The sequence below is a fragment of the Pseudomonas sp. GD04058 genome (assembly GCF_029836855.1).
Lineage (GTDB): Bacteria > Pseudomonadota > Gammaproteobacteria > Pseudomonadales > Pseudomonadaceae > Aquipseudomonas > Aquipseudomonas bharatica.
Window position 1 is genome coordinate 1 of sequence record NZ_JAOECN010000025.1, and the last position, 18,292, is coordinate 18,292.

At 62.9% G+C, this 18,292-nt stretch carries 16 protein-coding genes; 13 read left to right on the plus strand and 3 right to left on the minus strand.

The window, feature by feature from the left end; genetic code table 11:
* On the plus strand, positions 1–397 hold a 397-nt coding region (locus tag N7650_RS19160; protein ID WP_279899597.1), incomplete at its 5' end, for a transposase.
* A gap of 130 nt (positions 398–527) precedes the next feature.
* Here N7650_RS19160 and grxD read toward each other — a convergent pair.
* Both grxD and N7650_RS19170 read right to left on the minus strand, forming a co-directional pair.
* Positions 528–863: a Grx4 family monothiol glutaredoxin gene (gene grxD / locus N7650_RS19165; protein ID WP_279899598.1), complete on the minus strand. Its 336-nt coding sequence runs from the start codon at positions 861–863 to the stop codon at positions 528–530.
* Positions 864–955: 92 nt separating this feature from the next.
* Positions 956–3,064 carry a molybdopterin oxidoreductase family protein gene (locus N7650_RS19170; RefSeq protein ID WP_009399753.1) on the minus strand — a complete coding sequence of 703 codons (2,109 nt, stop codon included), beginning with the start codon at positions 3,062–3,064 and terminating at the stop codon, positions 956–958.
* 394 nt (positions 3,065–3,458) lie between these two features.
* Here N7650_RS19170 and argF point away from each other — a divergent pair, with 394 nt between their 5' ends.
* Entirely contained in the window at positions 3,459–4,379 is a 921-nt protein-coding gene (gene argF / locus N7650_RS19175; RefSeq protein WP_009399755.1) for an ornithine carbamoyltransferase, read from the plus strand.
* Positions 4,376–5,482, plus strand: coding sequence for an ABC transporter ATP-binding protein (locus N7650_RS19180; RefSeq protein ID WP_009399757.1), 1,107 nt, complete (start codon positions 4,376–4,378; stop codon positions 5,480–5,482). Before argF ends, N7650_RS19180 begins: the two co-directional genes overlap by 4 nt.
* A 134-nt stretch (positions 5,483–5,616) precedes the next feature.
* Here the strand turns inward: N7650_RS19180 and ybaK are convergent, their stop codons facing one another.
* Positions 5,617–6,087, minus strand: coding sequence for a Cys-tRNA(Pro) deacylase (gene ybaK / locus N7650_RS19185; RefSeq protein WP_009399764.1), 471 nt, complete (start codon positions 6,085–6,087; stop codon positions 5,617–5,619).
* Positions 6,088–6,389: 302 nt separating this feature from the next.
* On the opposite strand from ybaK, the gene N7650_RS19190 reads away from it, so the two are divergent.
* From N7650_RS19190 to N7650_RS19235, 10 genes are all read left to right on the plus strand, one after another.
* Positions 6,390–7,241, plus strand: a complete 852-nt coding sequence (locus N7650_RS19190) for an aquaporin (protein WP_279899604.1) — start codon at positions 6,390–6,392, stop codon at positions 7,239–7,241.
* A 45-nt stretch (positions 7,242–7,286) separates the two neighbouring features.
* Entirely contained in the window at positions 7,287–8,786 is a 1,500-nt protein-coding gene (glpK, locus tag N7650_RS19195; RefSeq protein ID WP_064303652.1) for a glycerol kinase GlpK, read from the plus strand.
* 124 nt (positions 8,787–8,910) lie between these two features.
* Positions 8,911–9,666, plus strand: a complete 756-nt coding sequence (locus tag N7650_RS19200; protein WP_009399774.1) for a DeoR/GlpR family transcriptional regulator — start codon at positions 8,911–8,913, stop codon at positions 9,664–9,666.
* Positions 9,667–9,851: 185 nt separating this feature from the next.
* Positions 9,852–11,372 carry a glycerol-3-phosphate dehydrogenase gene (gene glpD, locus N7650_RS19205; protein ID WP_279899606.1) on the plus strand — a complete coding sequence of 507 codons (1,521 nt, stop codon included), beginning with the start codon at positions 9,852–9,854 and terminating at the stop codon, positions 11,370–11,372.
* Positions 11,373–11,754: 382 nt separating this feature from the next.
* The gene (locus N7650_RS19210; protein ID WP_009399777.1) at positions 11,755–12,675 is read left to right on the plus strand and encodes a glutamate/aspartate ABC transporter substrate-binding protein; all 921 of its coding nucleotides are present in this window, start codon (positions 11,755–11,757) and stop codon (positions 12,673–12,675) included.
* Positions 12,676–12,821: 146 nt separating this feature from the next.
* Positions 12,822–13,568 carry an amino acid ABC transporter permease gene (locus N7650_RS19215; RefSeq protein WP_009399778.1) on the plus strand — a complete coding sequence of 249 codons (747 nt, stop codon included), beginning with the start codon at positions 12,822–12,824 and terminating at the stop codon, positions 13,566–13,568.
* Entirely contained in the window at positions 13,568–14,239 is a 672-nt protein-coding gene (locus tag N7650_RS19220; RefSeq protein ID WP_009399779.1) for an ABC transporter permease subunit, read from the plus strand. The genes N7650_RS19215 and N7650_RS19220 overlap by 1 nt, the downstream gene beginning before the upstream one ends.
* Positions 14,236–14,970 carry an amino acid ABC transporter ATP-binding protein gene (locus N7650_RS19225; RefSeq protein WP_009399781.1) on the plus strand — a complete coding sequence of 245 codons (735 nt, stop codon included), beginning with the start codon at positions 14,236–14,238 and terminating at the stop codon, positions 14,968–14,970. Before N7650_RS19220 ends, N7650_RS19225 begins: the two co-directional genes overlap by 4 nt.
* A gap of 63 nt (positions 14,971–15,033) precedes the next feature.
* Entirely contained in the window at positions 15,034–16,950 is a 1,917-nt protein-coding gene (locus N7650_RS19230) for an ATP-binding protein (RefSeq protein WP_279899607.1), read from the plus strand.
* Positions 16,947–18,272 carry a sigma-54 dependent transcriptional regulator gene (locus N7650_RS19235; protein WP_009399787.1) on the plus strand — a complete coding sequence of 442 codons (1,326 nt, stop codon included), beginning with the start codon at positions 16,947–16,949 and terminating at the stop codon, positions 18,270–18,272. Before N7650_RS19230 ends, N7650_RS19235 begins: the two co-directional genes overlap by 4 nt.
* Positions 18,273–18,292 lie beyond the last annotated feature (20 nt).

Here is an 18,292-nt window from a genome sequence, read left to right on the forward strand (position 1 = left end):
TGCTGATCTTTCCCGCTTCTCGACATCACAGCAGTTTTGTTCATGGCTCGGCCTTGCTCCGCCCACACGAATATCGGGCGGGAGAGCCTTATCAGGCTCTGGGCCGAAGATTCACAACCACGCAGGTCAGGCCTTGAAGCAAGCCGCCTCAAATGCACGAAACGACAAAGGATTTATCGGTGCTTCGCACCGAGCGAGACTGACCCGTATGGACACGAGCTGTGCGATCAAGGCAACGGCACATCAGCTTGCGCGCTTGATCTACTCGATGCTTACCAAGAAGCAGGCTTATGTAGAGCAAGGGCTGGCTGAATTCGAGGCCAGAAGCCAGGATCGCCAGCTCCGAGCCCTGCAACGCAAAGCTCGGAAGCTGGGATTACAGCTGGTCGCGGCCTGATTTTTATGATTAAAAATCAATGGGTTGGGATTTGTTTGATGAGAGCTGGCTTGCCAGCGATGAGGTCCTGAAGAGCAACACAGAAATGAAAAGCCCCGCATTCGCGGGGCTTTTTGATGTTGCCAGGCAATCAGGCTTCGGAAGCCTTGGCCTTCGCGGCTGCGTCCTTGATCAGGGTCTGCAGCTCACCCTTCTGGAACATCTCGGTCATGATGTCACTGCCGCCGACCAGTTCACCCGCCACCCACAGTTGCGGGAAGGTCGGCCAGTTGGCGTACTTCGGCAGGTTGGCGCGGATTTCCGGGTTCTGCAGGATGTCGACATAGGCGAACTTCTCGCCGCAACCCATCACGGCTTGCGCCGCTTTTGCCGAGAAACCGCACTGCGGCGCATTCGGCGAGCCTTTCATGTACAGCAGAATGGTGTTGTTAGCGATCTGCTCTTTGATTGTTTCGATGATATCCATGAAGCACCTCGGCTGGACTTTCCGACCTGGTTTGTCGGCACGGTGGCGCATTGTATCGGAAAGCCGTGCACGACGCTCGGCATTGCCGACGATCAAGCGGCAACCACTTCCACCGGCACGCCGTTGAGCACCGCGTTGCCCGAAAGCGCATCGATCAATCGATCATCCGTCAGGTCGTTGGCACTGGCACCGAGCTGGGTGCTGGCGATGTCGAGCAGCACTCCCGGACGGGCATGACCGAAACCATGGGGAAGACTGACCACCCCGGGCATCATGTCGCTGCTGGCCATTACCTCCACCTCGATGCTGCCGACCCGCGAGGTTACCCGTACACGCTGACCATCCTGCAACTGACGTCCGGCGAGGTCCTGAGGGTGCATCAGCAATTGATGACGCGGCTTGCCTTTGACCAGACGATGGAAGTTGTGCATCCAGGAGTTGTTGCTGCGCACATGCCGACGTCCGATGAGCAGCAGTTGTGCAGCACTTGGCGGCTGTTGTGCGGCGAAGCGCTGAAGGTCGGCCAGCAGCGCAGCAGGCGCCGCTTCGATGGTCTTGCTCTCGGTCTTGAGCCGCGCCGCCAGGTTTGGCTGCAACGGCCCGAGATCGATGCCGTGGGGATGCTGGTCAAGGGTTTTCAACGACAGGTCGTATGGCGAGCCTTCACCATAACGCCCGCCACGCAGCCCCATGTCGATGATGTTCGCCGGGGGGATGGTCGGTTTCAGCGGCTTGCCGGCGATACGCGCAAACGCCTCGGCCAGGCCGACGAAGATTTCCCAATCGTGCAACGCACCTTGCGGCTTGGGCAGGATGGCCCGGTTGAAGCGGGTGACGTTGCGCACCGCGAACAGGTTGAAGGTGGTGTCGTAGTGATCGTTTTCCAGTGCCGAGGTGGAGGGCAGGATGAGATCGGCATAACGCGTGGTCTCGTTGATATAGAGATCGACGCTGAGCATGAACTCCAGCCCGTCCAGCGCCTGCTCCAGTTGTCGGCCATTGGGCGTCGACAGCACCGGGTTGCCGGCCACCGTGACCAGGGCACGTACCTGCCCCTCGCCTTCGGTGAGCATTTCCTCGGCCAACGCCGCAACGGGCAACTCGCCGCCATATTCCGGCAATCCGGATACCCGGCTCTGCCAGACATTGAAATGCCCGCCGCCAGTGGATGCCACCAGGTCCACCGCAGGCTCGGTGCACAGCGCGCCGCCGACCCTGTCGAGATTGCCACTGACCAGATTGATCAGTTGCACCAGCCATTGGCACAGCGTGCCGAAGGCCTGGGTAGACACGCCCATGCGTCCGTAGCAGACCGCCTTGTCGGCCGCTGCGAAATCCCGCGCGAGCTGGCGTATCAGGCTCGCATCGATACCGCACAGCAGGCTCATCACTTCCGGGGTGAACGGTTGCAACGCCGCCCGCACCTCATCCAGGCCACTGACCGGCAGATGACTGGCACGGGCAAGCCCCTCTTCGAACAGCGTATTGAGCAGCCCGCAAAGCAACGCCGCATCACCGCCCGGACGAACGAACAGGTGCTGGTCGGCCATGGCCGCCGTCTCGCTGCGCCGCGGGTCGACGACCACCAGCTTGCCGCCGCGCCCTTGCAAGGCCTTCAGGCGTTTCTCGACATCCGGCACGGTCATGATGCTGCCATTGGACGCCAGCGGGTTGCCGCCGAGGATCAGCATGAAGTCGGTGTGGTCGATATCCGGGATGGGCAGCAGCAGGCCGTGGCCGTACATCAGGTAGCTGCTCAGGTGATGGGGCAACTGGTCGACGGAGGTCGCGGAAAAGCGGTTGCGGGTCTTCAGCAGGCCGAGAAAATAGTTGCTGTGGGTCATCAGCCCATAGTTGTGCACGCTGGGATTGCCCTGGTACACCGCCACGGCGTTCTGTCCGTGGCGCTGCTGGATCTCGTGAAGCTTGCGCGCAGCCAGCTCGAAGGCTTCGTCCCAAGGAATTGGAAGCCATTGCTCGCCAACCCGCACGACCGGGCCGCGCAGGCGGTTGGGATCATTCTGGATATCCTGCAGGGCCACCGCCTTGGGGCAGATGTGCCCGCGGCTGAAACTGTCCTGGGGATCGCCCTTGATCGAGGCGATGCGCGGCGCGCCGCTGTCGTCGGTGTCGAGTTCGAAGGTCAGGCCGCAGATGGCCTCGCACAGGTGACAGGCTCGGTGGTGCACGGTCTTGGTCATGGCCGCCTCTTGTTCTGGATCGGGGGGGAGTGCCGTCCCCGACTATGGCCCCGGTCCTACCACGCCGCCAGCGATCTTCGCCCGGTGAATTCTCCGCCATCAGCCTGGACGATGGTCCCAGGAGGCCGACAAAGCCCCGTCCTTGCGTTGCAAAGTCCTTCCGGGGCAGTGTAAAAAGCTCCCTTGCTCTTGAAAAAGGAGCAGACAGACGGCACGCGTTGTATTCGACCAAGACCGTCGAGGCAGCCCCCACTTGGTAAGACGCGACATTTAATTATAGTATTGCGCCTTCCCCTATTTCGTCGCCCCGTGCGGCTTACGCCGCAGGTCTCATCCGTGTTTCCGAAAACCGGTATTGGCTGATCTGCGGTCTGTTGCAAAAAGGTAGTCAATGATGAGCGCTAGGCACTTTCTCTCCCTGATGGATTTCACCGCCGATGAACTGGTCAGTGTGATCCGCCGAGGGATCGAGCTGAAAGACCTGCGTAACCGCGGCGTACTCTTCGAGCCCCTGAAAAATCGCGTGCTGGGCATGATCTTCGAGAAGTCCTCGACGCGTACCCGGCTGTCCTTCGAGGCCGGCATGATCCAGCTTGGTGGCCAGGCGATCTTCCTCTCCCCGCGCGACACCCAGCTGGGCCGCGGCGAGCCGATCGGCGACTGCGCCATCGTCATGTCGCGCATGCTCGATGCCGTGATGATCCGCACCTTTGCCCACAGCACCTTGACCGAATTCGCCGCCAACTCCCGCGTGCCGGTGATCAACGGCCTGTCCGACGACCTGCACCCGTGCCAGTTGCTGGCCGACATGCAGACCTTCCTCGAGCATCGCGGCTCGATCCAGGGCAAGACCGTGGCCTGGATCGGCGACGGCAACAACATGTGCAACAGCTATATAGAAGCGGCCATCCAGTTCGACTTCCAACTGCGCGTCGCCTGCCCTGAAGGCTACGAGCCGGATCCGCGCTTCGTCGCCCAGGCCGGTGACCGCGTGCAGATCGTCCGCGATCCTAAAGACGCCGTGCGCGGCGCCCACCTGGTCAGCACCGACGTCTGGACCTCCATGGGCCAGGAAGACGAAACCGCCCGCCGCCTGGAGCATTTCGCGCCGTACCAGGTAACCCGCGAACTGCTCGACCTGGCCGCTGCCGACGTACTGTTCATGCACTGCCTGCCCGCCCACCGCGGCGAGGAGATCAGCATGGACGTACTCGACGATCCGCGTGCCGTTGCCTGGGACCAAGCGGAAAACCGCCTGCATGCCCAGAAGGCACTTCTCGAATTCCTTGTCGAACCGGCCTATCACCACGCATGAGTCAGCCTCTGTTGCTCAACCTGCGCAACCTCGCCTGCGGCTATGGCGAGGCGCGCATCGTCCAGAACCTCAACCTTCACCTCAATGCCGGCGACATCGGTTGCCTGCTGGGCTCCTCGGGGTGCGGCAAGACCACCACCCTGCGCGCCATCGCTGGCTTCGAGCCGGTGCATGACGGCGAGATCAGCCTGGCAGGCGAGGTAATTTCCAGGGCAGGGTTCACCCTGGCCCCGGAAAAGCGCCGGATCGGCATGGTATTCCAGGACTACGCCCTGTTTCCGCACCTGACCGTGGCGCAGAACGTCGCCTTCGGCATCGGCAAGCATCCGCGCCAGCAGGACGTGGTCAAGGAGATGCTGGAACTGGTCAAGCTCGGCGGCCTTGGCGGGCGCTACCCCCATGAACTGTCCGGCGGCCAGCAGCAACGGGTCGCCCTGGCTCGCGCCCTGGCGCCAGAGCCGCAGTTGCTGCTGCTCGACGAACCCTTCTCCAACCTCGACGTCGAACTGCGCCGGCGCCTCAGCCATGAAGTTCGCGACATCCTCAAGAGCCGTGGCACCAGCGCGATCCTGGTCACCCATGACCAGGAGGAGGCCTTTGCCGTCAGCGACCATGTCGGCGTGTTCAAGGAAGGCCGGCTGGAGCAATGGGATACGCCCTACAACCTTTATCACGAGCCGGCCACGCCGTTCGTGGCCAGCTTCATCGGCCAGGGTTACTTCATCCGCGGCCAGTTGCTCAGCCCGGAAACCGTACAGACCGAACTGGGTGAACTGCGTGGCAATCGCGCCTATACCCTGCCGGTGGGTAGCGCGGTGGATGTGCTGCTGCGGCCTGACGATATCGTGCATGCCCCAGGGAGCGCGCTGAACGCGCAGGTCATCGGCAAGAGTTTCCAGGGGGCTTCGACCCTGTACCGGCTGCAACTGGCTACCGGTACGCAACTGGAGGCGATTTTCCCGAGTCATCTGGACTATCAAATTAGCCAGGAGGTGGGGATCTCGGTGGCGGCGGATCACCTGGTGCTGTTTGCGGCGTCGGGCAGTGTCGAGGCCAGGCTGCCTGCCGGCGAGAACGGCGTTCGCCGGTACAGTTCAAGCTGACTCGGTCCCTGTGGGAGCTGGCTTGTCGGACCGCCGCACCGCAGCGATGAGGCCGGCCTGAGCAATGATGTTGTCAGGTCTAACCAAATCGCTGGCAAGCCAGCTCCCACAGGGATAGCACAACGCTCACGCTTCTATTCTTTCCCGATCGCCGCAAACTTCCCTTGGGTATGCTCCGCCAGCACCCCCGCCGCCAGTTCCACTTCCAACCCCCGACGCCCGGCACTGACGTGGATGGTCGGAAAATCCTCTGCGGATTTGTCGATAAAAGTCCTCAGACGTTTCTTCTGACCCAGTGGGCTGATTCCCCCAACCAGGTAGCCGGTTGAACGCTGCGCCGCCGCCGGATCCGCCATTTCGCACTTCTTCGCCCCGGCAGCCTGTGCCAGCGCCTTCAGGTCCAGCGTCCCCACCACCGGTACCACCGCTACCAGCAATTCGCCCTTCTCGGTTGCCGCCAGCAGCGTCTTGAACACCTGCTGCGGATTCAAATTCAGCTTTTCAGCCGCCTCGAGGCCGTAGGAAGCGGCCTTGGGGTCGTGTTCGTAACTGTGAATGCGATGTTCGGCGCGCACCTTCTTCAACAGATCGAGAGCAGGGGTCATGCAAGGCTCCAACAGCGATGTTCGGTTTCGATTCGCTGGCTACTGTAGGACAAATCCCGACATACAACCATCGGCTTGTAGGACAAGGCCCGGACGACATGTGGGCCGCCAGTCAGTTTATGAATCATGGTTCGCTTTCGACCTTTGACATCAGCGTTTCTTGTCTATATTTTTTCGTTTCTGAATATAGCTGCCCTTATAAGGTGCATGTCCACCCCCCGCCTGACCGGAAATGGGGATTTCCGCCGGGCTTTCCGTCGAGCGCTCACTGCGCCTCACAACAACAAGAACCGAGGTATCGAATGACGACTGCTCTACAACAACCGACGTTATCCAGCCAATGCCTGGCGGAATTCTTCGGCACCGCGCTGCTGATCTTCTTCGGCACCGGTTGCGTGGCCGCGCTCAAGGTCGCGGGTGCCAGCTTCGGCCTCTGGGAAATCAGCATCATCTGGGGGATCGGCGTAAGCATGGCGATCTACCTGACCGCCGGGATTTCCGGCGCGCACCTGAACCCGGCAGTGAGCATCGCCCTGTGCCTGTTCGCCGGTTTCGAAAAAGGCAAACTGCCCTTCTATATCCTCGCTCAGGTCGCCGGCGCCTTCTGCGGTGCGGCGCTCGTATACGCGCTTTACAGCAACCTGTTCTTCGATTACGAACAGACCCATGCCATGGTCCGTGGCAGCCAGGCCAGCCTCGAGCTGGCCTCGGTGTTTTCCACCTACCCGCATCCGGCCCTGTCCACCGGCCAGGCCTTCCTCGTCGAAGTGGTGATCACCGCCATCCTCATGGCCGTGATCATGGCCCTGACCGACGACAACAATGGCCTGCCCCGCGGCCCGCTGGCCCCGCTGCTGATCGGCTTGCTGATCGCCGTGATCGGTAGCGCCATGGGCCCGCTGACCGGCTTCGCGATGAACCCGGCTCGTGATTTCGGGCCCAAGCTGATGACCTTCCTCGCCGGTTGGGGCGAAGTCGCCTTTACCGGCGGTCGCGAGATTCCCTACTTCCTCGTTCCGGTTTTCGCGCCGATCATGGGAGCCAGTCTTGGCGCCGCGCTGTACCGCGGCGTGTTCTCCCGCAGCCTGCCGAGCCCCGCTGCGGCCACCGCCGCGAGCGACGACACCGCTCAAGGCAAGACCCAGGCGTCCTGATCAGCGACCCCTGACTCCAACCCTATTCACTGCAAGGCCAACGACATGACCGACCTTCAGAACAAGAACTACATCATTGCCCTCGACCAGGGCACGACCAGTTCGCGGGCCATCATCTTCGACCGTGACGCCAACGTCGTCGGGACCTCCCAGCGCGAGTTCGCCCAGCACTATCCGCAAGCCGGCTGGGTCGAGCACGATCCGATGGAAATCTTCGCCACCCAGAGTGCGACCATGGTCGAGGCCTTGGCCCAGGCCGGCATCAGCCATGACCAGGTGGCTGCCATCGGTATCACCAACCAGCGCGAAACCACCGTGGTCTGGGACAAGGAAACCGGGCGCCCGGTGTACAACGCCATCGTCTGGCAGTGCCGGCGCAGCACCGAGATCTGCGAGCAGCTCAAGCGCGACGGCCTGCAGGACTACATCCGCGAAACCACCGGCCTGGTCACCGACCCGTACTTCTCCGGAACCAAGCTGAAGTGGATCCTCGACAACGTCGAGGGCGTGCGCGAGCGTGCCGAGCGCGGCGAGCTGCTGTTTGGTACCGTCGATACCTGGCTGATCTGGAAATTCTCCGGCGGCAAGGTGCATGTCACCGACTACACCAACGCCTCGCGGACCATGCTGTTCAACATCCATACCCTGCAATGGGACGAAAGGATGCTCGAAGTGCTGGGCATCCCGAAACAGATGCTGCCGCCGGTACGTCCCTCTTCGGAAATCTACGGCTATACCAAGAGCAACATCGCCATCGCCGGTATCGCCGGTGACCAGCAGGCCGCGCTGTTCGGCCAGATGTGCGTGGAGCCCGGCCAGGCCAAGAACACCTACGGTACTGGCTGCTTCCTGCTGATGAACACCGGCGAGAAGGCCGTGCAGTCGTCCCACGGCCTGTTGACCACCATCGCCTGCGGCCCGCGCGGCGAAGTGGCCTACGCGCTGGAAGGTGCAGTGTTCAACGGCGGCTCCACCGTGCAATGGCTGCGCGACGAACTCAAGATCGTCAACGACGCCCATGACACCGAGTACTTCGCCAGCAAGGTCAAGGACAGCAACGGCGTGTACCTGGTGCCGGCCTTCACCGGCCTTGGCGCGCCCTACTGGGATCCGTATGCGCGCGGCGCGCTGTTCGGCCTGACCCGCGGGGTCAAGGTCGATCACATCATCCGCGCCGCCCTGGAATCCATCGCCTACCAGACCCGCGACGTTCTCGATGCCATGCAGCAAGACTGCGGCCAGCGCCTCAGCGCCCTGCGCGTGGACGGTGGCGCGGTGGCCAACAACTTCCTGATGCAGTTCCAGGCAGACATTCTCGGCACCTGCGTCGAGCGTCCGCAAATGCGCGAAACCACTGCCCTGGGCGCCGCCTACCTGGCAGGCCTGGCCTGCGGTTTCTGGAGCGGCCTGGACGAGTTGCGCGGCAAGGCGCTGATCGAGCGGGAGTTCACCCCGCAACTGGACGAAGCGGCGAAAGAAAAGCTCTACAGCGGCTGGCTCAAGGCAGTCGATCGTACCCGTGACTGGGAACCGCACGAGGAATAACGTTTCAGCACTGCGGCGCAGTTCCGACTGCGCTGCAAGCCACGCCGAGGCCGCCTTCAGGCTGGTCCCCGGCACCTTCCTCCGGCATCATTGCAGAATCTTTCGGCTGCCCCAAAGGACGCCCATGAATCTGCCTCCACGCCAACAGCAAATTCTCGAACTGGTCCGTGAACGCGGCTACGTCAGCATCGAGGAAATGGCGCAGTTGTTCGTCGTCACTCCGCAAACCATCCGCCGCGATATCAACCAGCTGGCGGAGGTCAATCTGCTACGCCGTTATCACGGTGGCGCGGCCTACGACTCCAGTATCGAGAACACCGCCTATGCCATGCGGGCCGACCAGATGCGCGACGAGAAGCAGCGCATCGCCGAAGCCGTGGCGCGGCAGATTCCCGACCATGCCTCGCTGTTCATCAATATCGGCACCACTACCGAATCCATCGCCCGTGCGCTGCTCAACCACAGCCACCTGAAGATCATCACCAACAACCTGCATGTAGCGTCGATCCTCAGCGCCAAGGACGATTTCGAGGTGCAACTGGCCGGCGGCAACGTGCGCCGCGACGGTGGCGTGGTCGGCCAGGCCAGTGTCGATTTCATCAATCAGTTCAAGGTGGACTTCGCCCTGGTCGGCATCAGCGGCATCGACGAGGACGGCAGCCTGCTGGACTTCGATTACCAGGAAGTACGCGTATCCCAGGCGATCATCGCCAACGCGCGCCAGGTAATCCTCGCTGCCGACTCCAGCAAGTTCGGGCGCAACGCCATGGTACGCCTGGGCCCGATCAGCCTGATCGACTGCCTGGTGACCGACCAGGCACCGGTCAGTGCCCTCACCCAATTGCTCAACCAGCACAAGATCCGCCTCGAAGTCGTCTGATCCCGCCTCGATCCGCCACTGCACCCGGTGGCGGCGTCAATGTTCGAAATTTTTCACTTGTTTGTCATCCGATCAGTATTTTCTATGAAAAGCCACTGGTGGCGGGCTTTTTGTTCGGCTAACATTTTCGAATGTGAACATTAATATTCAGAAAAGATATCAAACGACTTTCGAGAGGCCGTGCCGTGTCCCAGTCCAATGCTCCCACCCTTGCCGAAATCTATGATGTCGTCGTCATCGGTGGCGGCATTAATGGCGTCGGCATCGCCGCCGACGCGGCCGGACGCGGCCTGTCGGTGTTCCTTTGCGAAAAGGATGACCTTGCCAGCCACACCTCCTCGGCCAGCAGCAAGCTGATCCATGGTGGCTTGCGCTATCTCGAACATTACGAATTCCGCCTGGTCCGCGAAGCACTGGCCGAGCGCGAAGTGCTGCTGGCCAAGGCGCCGCATATCGTCAAGCCGATGCGCTTCGTTCTGCCGCACCGGCCGCACCTGCGCCCGGCCTGGATGATCCGCGCCGGCCTGTTCCTCTACGACAACCTCGGCAAGCGCAAGAAGCTTGGCGCTTCGCGCAGCCTGCGCTTCGGCCCCGAAAACCCGCTGAAGGCGGAGATCACCCGCGGTTTCGAATACGCCGACTGCGCCGTGGACGATGCCCGCCTGGTGACCCTCAACGCCATGGCCGCCCGCGAGCGCGGTGCGCATATCCTCACCCGCACCCGCTGCGTCAGCGCCAGCCGCCACGGCAAGCTGTGGAACGTGCAGATCGAACACGCCGATGGCAGCCTGCAAAGCATCCAGGCCCGTTCGCTGGTGAATGCCGCCGGCCCTTGGGTGGCGAAGTTCATCAAGGACGACCTGCAACTCGACGCTCCCTATGGCATCCGCCTGATCCAGGGCAGCCACTTGATCGTGCCGAAATTCTACGAGGGCGAGCACGCCTACATCCTGCAGAACGAAGACCAGCGCATCGTCTTCTGCATTCCCTACCTGGAGCGCTTCACCCTGATCGGCACCACCGATCGCGAGTACAGCGGCGATCCGGCCCAGGTGAACATCAGCGAAGAGGAAACCGGCTACCTGCTCAAGGTAGTCAACCAGCACTTCAAGCAGCGCCTCAGCCGCGACGACATCCTCCACACCTATTCCGGCGTACGCCCGCTGTGCAACGACGAATCGGACAACCCGTCGGCGGTGACCCGCGACTACACCCTGGCGCTGTCCTCCCAGGACGGCCAGGCGCCCCTGTTGTCGGTGTTCGGCGGCAAGCTGACCACCTACCGCAAGCTGGCCGAATCGGCCATGGCAGAACTGGCACCGTGGTTCCCCCGGATGACCGCAAGCTGGACCGCCACTGCACCGCTGCCAGGGGGCGAAGGCATGAGCACACCGCAGGCGCTGTGCGACGAGATCCTCGCCCGCTTCGGCTGGCTGCCGGCGGCACTGGCCCGGCGCTGGGCGCTGACCTATGGCAGCCGCACCTGGCAGTTGCTGGATGGCGCCAAGGGGCCGGAAGACCTCGGTGAAGCCATGGGTGGCGGGCTGTTCGCGCGGGAAGTGGATTATCTGTGCCGGGAAGAGTGGGCCGTCTCGGCCGAGGACATCCTGTGGCGGCGTAGCAAGCTGGGGCTGTTCATGACCGAGGCTGAGCAGCAGAACCTGGCGGGTTATCTGCAACGCCGGGAATTGAACCAAGCTGCCTGATTTTTCAGTGCTGCTGAGGGCCCTATCGCTGGCAAGCCAGCTCCCACAGGGTCCGCGGCGCTGCCGACTCTGTGGGAGCTGGCTTGCCAGCGATGAGGCCCGAAAGATCGGCACATGAAACAAGATGTTTATAAGCCGTTCGGTTTCCCGAACGCCCTGCCCCGCACTATTCGGCCCGCCGTACATTCCAGCCTGTAAAACCTCCGTCAAAAACCTCTGCTACCCCTGTAGGACGGGCTTTGATGATCGAAATCACGGCCTGGCACGACTCATGCTCTACACTCACAACCCGGATGCGCCGTTGTACAAACGCAGCGGTCGCTGAACGAACGGCCGGCCAACGGCCTCATAAGAAAAACAAGCACACTTCGAGGAAAATTCGATGCGTATCGTTCGTCATCTGTTGGGCGCTGCAATCGCAGCCGCCGTGATTTCTTCCCCGGTCATGGCCGAAGAGCTGACCGGCACCCTGAAGAAGATCAAGGACTCGGGCACCATCACCCTGGGCCACCGCGACTCCTCCATCCCGTTCTCCTACCTGGCCGGCAAGCCGGAGCCAGTGGGCTACTCCCACGACATCCAGGTAGCGGTGGTCGAACACCTGAAGAAAGAGCTGAACGCTCCAGACCTCAAGGCCCGCTATAACCTGGTCACCTCCCAGACCCGTATCCCGCTGGTGCAGAACGGCACCGTCGACCTGGAATGCGGCTCCACCACCAACAACGTCGAGCGCCAGCAGCAGGTAGCCTTCTCGGTCGGCATCTTCGAAGTCGGCACCCGCCTGCTGACCAAGGTCAAGGACGGTCAACCCGCCTACAAGGACTTCCCGGACCTGGCCGGCAAGAACGTGGTGACCACCGCCGGCACCACCTCCGAGCGCCTGCTCAAGGCAATGAACGCCGACAAGCAGATGAAGATGAACGTGATCTCCGCCAAGGACCACGGCGAAGCCTTCAACATGCTGGAAAGCGGCCGCGCCGTGGCCTTCATGATGGACGACGCCCTGCTCGCCGGCGAAATGGCCAAGGCCAAGAAACCGAGCGACTGGGTCATCACCGGTACTCCACAGTCGTACGAGATCTACGGTTGCATGGTGCGCAAGGACGACCCGGCCTTCAAGAAAGCCGTGGATGACGCCATCGTCGCCCTCTACAAGTCCGGCGAGATCAACAAGATCTACGACAAGTGGTTCCAGCAGCCAGTGCCGCCAAAAGGCCTGAACCTGCAGTTCCCGATGAGCGACGAACTGAAGAAGCTGATCGAGAACCCCACCGACAAAGCCGCGGACGAAAAACAGTCCTGATCCACGCCTGATGCCGGACGTGGCTGATTCGAGCGTACGAATCAGCCGCACGGCCAACACTTAGTGTCTAACCTTTCCTCCGGGGGTATCCGCGCCCCCGGAAGCTGGAAGGTGCCCGTGAAACGACTATCCGAGGGGAGACCCCGATGAATTACAACTGGGACTGGGGCGTATTCTTCAAGTCCACCGGCGTGGGCGACGAAACCTATCTGGACTGGTATATCACCGGCCTGGGCTGGACCATCGCCATCGCCATCGCCGCCTGGATCATTGCCTTGCTGCTGGGCTCGGTGCTCGGCGTGATGCGCACCGTGCCGAACCGCTTCGTATCGGGCATCGCCACCTGCTACGTGGAACTCTTCCGCAACGTACCGCTGCTGGTGCAACTGTTCATCTGGTACTTCCTGGTGCCAGACCTGCTGCCCGAAGGCCTGCAGGAGTGGTTCAAGCAGGACCTCAACCCGACCACCTCGGCGCTGATAAGCGTGGTCATCTGCCTCGGCCTGTTCACCGCCGCGCGGGTCTGCGAACAGGTACGCACCGGTATCCAGGCCCTGCCCCGCGGCCAGGAAGCCGCCGCCCGGGCCATGGGCTTCAGCCTGTCGCAGATCTACCGCAACGTGCTGCTGCCCCAGGCATTCCGGATCATCATTCCGCCGCTGACCTCGGAATTCCTCAACGTCTTCAAGAACTCGTCCGTGGCCTCGCTGATCGGCCTGATGGAACTGCTCGCGCAGACCAAGCAGACCGCCGAGTTCTCCGCCAACCTGTTCGAAGCCTTCACCCTGGCGACGCTGATCTACTTCACCCTGAACATGGGCCTGATGCTGCTCATGCGCATGGTCGAGAAGAAGGTCGCGGTCCCCGGCCTGATTTCCGTGGGAGGTAAATGATGGAACTGGACTTCAGCGAAATCATCCCGGCGCTGCCTGCCCTTTGGGACGGCATGCTGATGACCCTGAAACTCATGGTCATGGGCGTGGTCGGCGGCATCGCCCTGGGCACCATCCTCGCCCTCATGCGCCTGTCGTCGAGCAAGCTGCTGGCCAACCTGGCGGGAGCCTACGTCAACTACTTCCGCTCCATCCCGCTGCTGCTGGTGATCACCTGGTTCTACCTGGCGGTACCGTTCGTGCTGCGCTGGATCACCGGCGAGGACACCCCGATCGGTGCGTTCACCTCCTGCGTCGTGGCGTTCATGATGTTCGAGGCGGCCTACTTCTGCGAGATCGTCCGCGCCGGCGTGCAGTCGATCTCCAAGGGCCAGATGGGTGCGGCACAGGCCCTGGGCATGACCTACGGCCAGACCATGCGCCTGATCATCCTGCCCCAGGCCTTCCGCAAGATGACCCCGCTGCTGCTGCAGCAAAGCATCATCCTGTTCCAGGACACCTCGCTGGTATACACCGTCGGCCTGGTGGACTTCCTCAACTCGGCCCGTGCCAACGGCGATATCATCGGACGCTCCCATGAGTTCCTGTTGTTTGCCGGCGCCGTCTACTTCGTCATCAGCTTCTCCGCTTCCTTCCTGGTCAAGCGTCTGCAGAAAAGGATAACCGTATGATTTCCATCAAGAACGTCAACAAGTGGTACGGCGACTTCCAGGTGCTGACCAACTGCAATACCGAGGTCAAGAAAGGCGAAGTGGTGGTGGTCTGCGGGCCGTCCGGCTCCGGCAAGTCGACCCTGATCAAGTGCGTCAACGCCCTGGAGCCCTTCCAGAAGGGCGACATCGTCGTCGATGGCACCTCGATCGCCGATCCGAAGACCAACCTGCCCAAGCTGCGCTCCCGCGTCGGCATGGTGTTCCAGCACTTCGAGCTGTTCCCGCACCTGAGCATCACCGAGAACCTGACCATCGCCCAGCGCAAGGTACTGGGCCGCAGCGAGGCGGAAGCGACCAAGAAGGGCCTGGCCCTGCTCGACCGCGTCGGCCTCGGCGCCCATGCCAAGAAACACCCCGGCCAGCTTTCCGGCGGCCAGCAGCAGCGCGTGGCCATCGCCCGGGCGCTGTCCATGGACCCGATCGTCATGCTCTTCGACGAACCGACCTCGGCCCTGGACCCGGAAATGGTCAACGAGGTGCTCGACGTGATGGTCGAACTGGCCAACGAGGGCATGACCATGATGTGCGTAACCCATGAAATGGGCTTCGCCCGCAAGGTCGCCAACCGGGTGATCTTCATGGACAAGGGCAGCATCATCGAGGATTGCCAGAAAGAAGCGTTCTTCGGTGACCCGTCGGGCCGCCACGAGCGCACCCAGCACTTCCTCAGCAAGATCCTGCAGCACTAAGCGGGCAGCGCCCGTCGTTCGGTTTCACGGACGGCGGGCGCTGGTCGTTACAAGGCCTCTGTGATGAAATGCGACCCCACGCTCTTTCGCCCAGCCAAGCCTGCCCTTGCCGTGAAACCCCGTCTGATCCGCCATCTGCTGATTCCGCCGCTGATCCTCCTGCTGACGATCGGCCTGGGCGTCGCCGGTTACCTGATCAGCGAACACAACGGCATCCGCACCTTGAGCGACAACGGCGAGCGCCAGCTCGAGCTGCACGCGCGCACGGTCGAAAGCGAGATCAGCAAGTACACCTACCTGCCCAGCCTGCTGGAGCTGGAAGACAGCGTGTCGAAGCTGCTCACCGAACCGGACGGCGAGCACCGCCAGACCGTCAACGAATACCTCGAGGGCCTGAACCGCCGCAGCCGCAGCCGGGCGATCTTCGTCCTCGACACCACCGGCCGGGTCCAGGCCACCAGCAACTGGCGCGACGTCGACAGTTTCCTCGGTGAAGACCTGTCGTTCCGTGCCTATTTCCAGGATGCCGTGCGCGGTCAGCCGGGGCGGTTCTACGGCATCGGCAGCACCACCGGCGAACCCGGCTACTACCTGGCCCACGGCCTGGAGGAACACGGCAAGATCATCGGCGTCGCGGTGATCAAGGTGCGCCTGGAAACCCTCGAGGAACGCTGGCAGCGCGCGCGCCTGGAAGCGTTCGTCAGCGACGAGAACGGCATCATCATTCTCTCCAGCGATCCGGCCCGGCGCCTGAAGTCGGTGCGCCCGCTGCCTGCGGAAGTCAAGGAACGCCTGGCCCGCAGCCTGCAGTACTACTGGTTCTCGCTCGACGAGCTGCAACCGCTGGACCGCGAGAAACTCGGCGACGGCCTGGAGAAACTCACCTTCCCGGCCAATGCCCGGCTCGACGACGGCACCCATGAGGTCGCCTACCTGGCCCAGACCCGGCGCCTGGCCGATACGCCCTGGCACTTCACCCTGCTTACACCGCTGCAGGACCTGCGCCGCGAGTCGATCATCCAGGGCGTGCTGGTGGCCATCGCCTTCGCCCTGCTGACCATCCTCGCCATCGCCTGGAACGAGCGGCGCAAGGTGATCGCCACCCGCCTCGCCGCCCGCGAAGCCCTCGAAGAAGCCAACAACCAGCTGGAACGCAAGATCGCCGAGCGCACCGCCGACCTGCGTGCCAGCAACGACCGCCTCAAGGCGCAAATCCGCGAGCGGCGCCAGGCCGAGCAAACCCTGCGCCATGCTCAGGACGAGCTGGTCCAGGCCGGCAAGCTGGCGGCCATCGGGCAGATGTCCACCAGCATCGCCCATGAACTGAACCAGCCGCTGGCGGCGCTGCGTACCCTGTCCGGCAACACCGTGCGTTTCCTCCAGCGCGGCTCGCTGGAGATCGCCAGCGCCAACCTGCTGACCATGAACGACCTGATCGACCGCATGGGCCGCATCACCGCCAGCCTGCGTTCCTTTGCCCGGCGCGGCGACGATCACGGCCAGGCCTCGCTGGCCAAGGCGGTGGAGGCCACCCTGCAGGTGCTCGCCGCGCGCATCGAGGCGTGCCACCTGAAGCTGCACAGCAACTACAGCGAACAGCAATTGAAGATCGACCAGACCCGCCTGGAGCAGATTCTCGTGAACCTGATCGGCAACGCCCTCGATGCCATGGCCGCGGTCCCGCTGCCGGAGCTGTGGCTGGAAGGCGACGTGCAGGATGGCAAATATCGCCTGCGGGTACGCGACAACGGCCATGGCATCGACGACGAAACCCGCAAGCACCTGTTCGAACCCTTCTTCACCACCAAACCCGGCGAGCACGGCCTGGGCCTCGGCCTGACCCTGTCCGCCAGCCTGGCCGCCGCCGCCGGTGGCAGCCTGGGCGTCGAACATCCCGCCGGCGGCGGCACCGCATTCATCCTCAGCCTGCCGCTGCTCCAAGCCCCCACAGAATCCGCGGAACCCGCCGAGTCCCTATGAACACATCGCCCCTTACCGTCCTGATCGTCGAAGACGACCCGCATGTGCTGCTCGGCTGCCAGCAGGCGCTGGCCCTGGAAGATATCGTCAGCGAAGGCGTGGGCAGCGCAGAACAGGCCCTGGAGCGGATCGGCGACGACTTCGCCGGGATCGTCGTCAGCGATATCCGCCTGCCCGGCATCGATGGCCTGGAACTGCTGACCCGCCTCAAGGCCCGTGACAGCAGCCTGCCGGTGGTACTGATCACCGGTCATGGCGACATCGACATGGCCGTCGGTGCCATGCGCAACGGTGCCTACGATTTCATGGAGAAACCCTTCTCGCCGGAACGCCTGGTGGACGTGGTGCGCCGGGCCCTCGAACAACGCGGCCTGGCCCGGGAAGTCTTCGCCCTGCGCCGCCAGTTGGCCGAGCGCAGCACCCTCGAAGGCCGCATCATCGGCCGCTCGCCGGCGATGCAGAGCCTGCGCGAGCTGATCGCCAATGTCGCCGACACCTCGGCCAACGTGCTGATCGAAGGCGAGACCGGTACCGGCAAGGAGCTGGTGGCGCGCTGCCTGCACGACTTCAGTCGGCGCCAGGGCCAGCCCTTCGTTGCCCTGAACTGCGGCGGGTTGCCGGAGAACCTGTTCGAAAGCGAAATCTTCGGTCATGAAGCCAATGCCTTTACCGGCGCCGGCAAGCGCCGTATCGGTAAGATCGAGCACGCCAACGGCGGCACGCTGTTCCTCGATGAAATCGAGAGCATGCCGATCAATCTGCAGATCAAATTGCTGCGGGTCCTGCAGGAGCGCACCCTGGAGCGCCTCGGTTCGAACCAGAGCATCCCGGTGGACTGCCGGGTGATCGCGGCCACCAAGTCCGATCTGGAGTCCCTCGGCCAAAGCGGCCAGTTCCGCAGCGACCTGTATTACCGGCTCAACGTGGTCACGCTGGAACTGCCACCGCTGCGCGAGCGCAGGGAAGACATCCTGCAACTGTTCGAGCACTTCCTCCAGCAATCCTCCCTGCGCTTCGACCGCGAAGCCCCGCAACTGGACAGCCAGACCCTGTCGCGCCTGATGAGCCACGACTGGCCGGGCAACGTGCGCGAACTGCGCAATGTCGCCGAGCGCTTCGCCCTCGGCCTGCCGGCCTTCAAGAAGGCCGGCGCCGCCACGTCGCAGGGTGTCGGCTTTGCCGAGGCGGTGGAAGCCTTCGAACGCAACCTGCTCAGCGACGCCCTGCAACGCACCGGGGGCAATCTCAGCCAGGCCAGCCAGGAGCTGGGCATGGCCAAGACCACCCTGTTCGACAAAGTGAAGAAGTACGGCCTGGGCTGAACGGACAGGGGCCGCTGCCA

What these genes read in the sequence shown, in the direction of transcription:
- grxD (WP_279899598.1), bottom strand. Translation starts at nt 863, where the DNA reads ATGGATATCATCGAAACAATCAAAGAGCAGATCGCTAACAACACCATT.
- N7650_RS19170 (WP_009399753.1), bottom strand. Translation starts at nt 3,064, where the DNA reads ATGACCAAGACCGTGCACCACCGAGCCTGTCACCTGTGCGAGGCCATC.
- argF (WP_009399755.1), top strand. Translation starts at nt 3,459, where the DNA reads ATGAGCGCTAGGCACTTTCTCTCCCTGATGGATTTCACCGCCGATGAA.
- N7650_RS19180 (WP_009399757.1), top strand. Translation starts at nt 4,376, where the DNA reads ATGAGTCAGCCTCTGTTGCTCAACCTGCGCAACCTCGCCTGCGGCTAT.
- ybaK (WP_009399764.1), bottom strand. Translation starts at nt 6,087, where the DNA reads ATGACCCCTGCTCTCGATCTGTTGAAGAAGGTGCGCGCCGAACATCGC.
- N7650_RS19190 (WP_279899604.1), top strand. Translation starts at nt 6,390, where the DNA reads ATGACGACTGCTCTACAACAACCGACGTTATCCAGCCAATGCCTGGCG.
- glpK (WP_064303652.1), top strand. Translation starts at nt 7,287, where the DNA reads ATGACCGACCTTCAGAACAAGAACTACATCATTGCCCTCGACCAGGGC.
- N7650_RS19200 (WP_009399774.1), top strand. Translation starts at nt 8,911, where the DNA reads ATGAATCTGCCTCCACGCCAACAGCAAATTCTCGAACTGGTCCGTGAA.
- N7650_RS19210 (WP_009399777.1), top strand. Translation starts at nt 11,755, where the DNA reads ATGCGTATCGTTCGTCATCTGTTGGGCGCTGCAATCGCAGCCGCCGTG.
- N7650_RS19215 (WP_009399778.1), top strand. Translation starts at nt 12,822, where the DNA reads ATGAATTACAACTGGGACTGGGGCGTATTCTTCAAGTCCACCGGCGTG.
- N7650_RS19220 (WP_009399779.1), top strand. Translation starts at nt 13,568, where the DNA reads ATGGAACTGGACTTCAGCGAAATCATCCCGGCGCTGCCTGCCCTTTGG.
- N7650_RS19225 (WP_009399781.1), top strand. Translation starts at nt 14,236, where the DNA reads ATGATTTCCATCAAGAACGTCAACAAGTGGTACGGCGACTTCCAGGTG.
- N7650_RS19230 (WP_279899607.1), top strand. Translation starts at nt 15,034, where the DNA reads ATGAAATGCGACCCCACGCTCTTTCGCCCAGCCAAGCCTGCCCTTGCC.
- N7650_RS19235 (WP_009399787.1), top strand. Translation starts at nt 16,947, where the DNA reads ATGAACACATCGCCCCTTACCGTCCTGATCGTCGAAGACGACCCGCAT.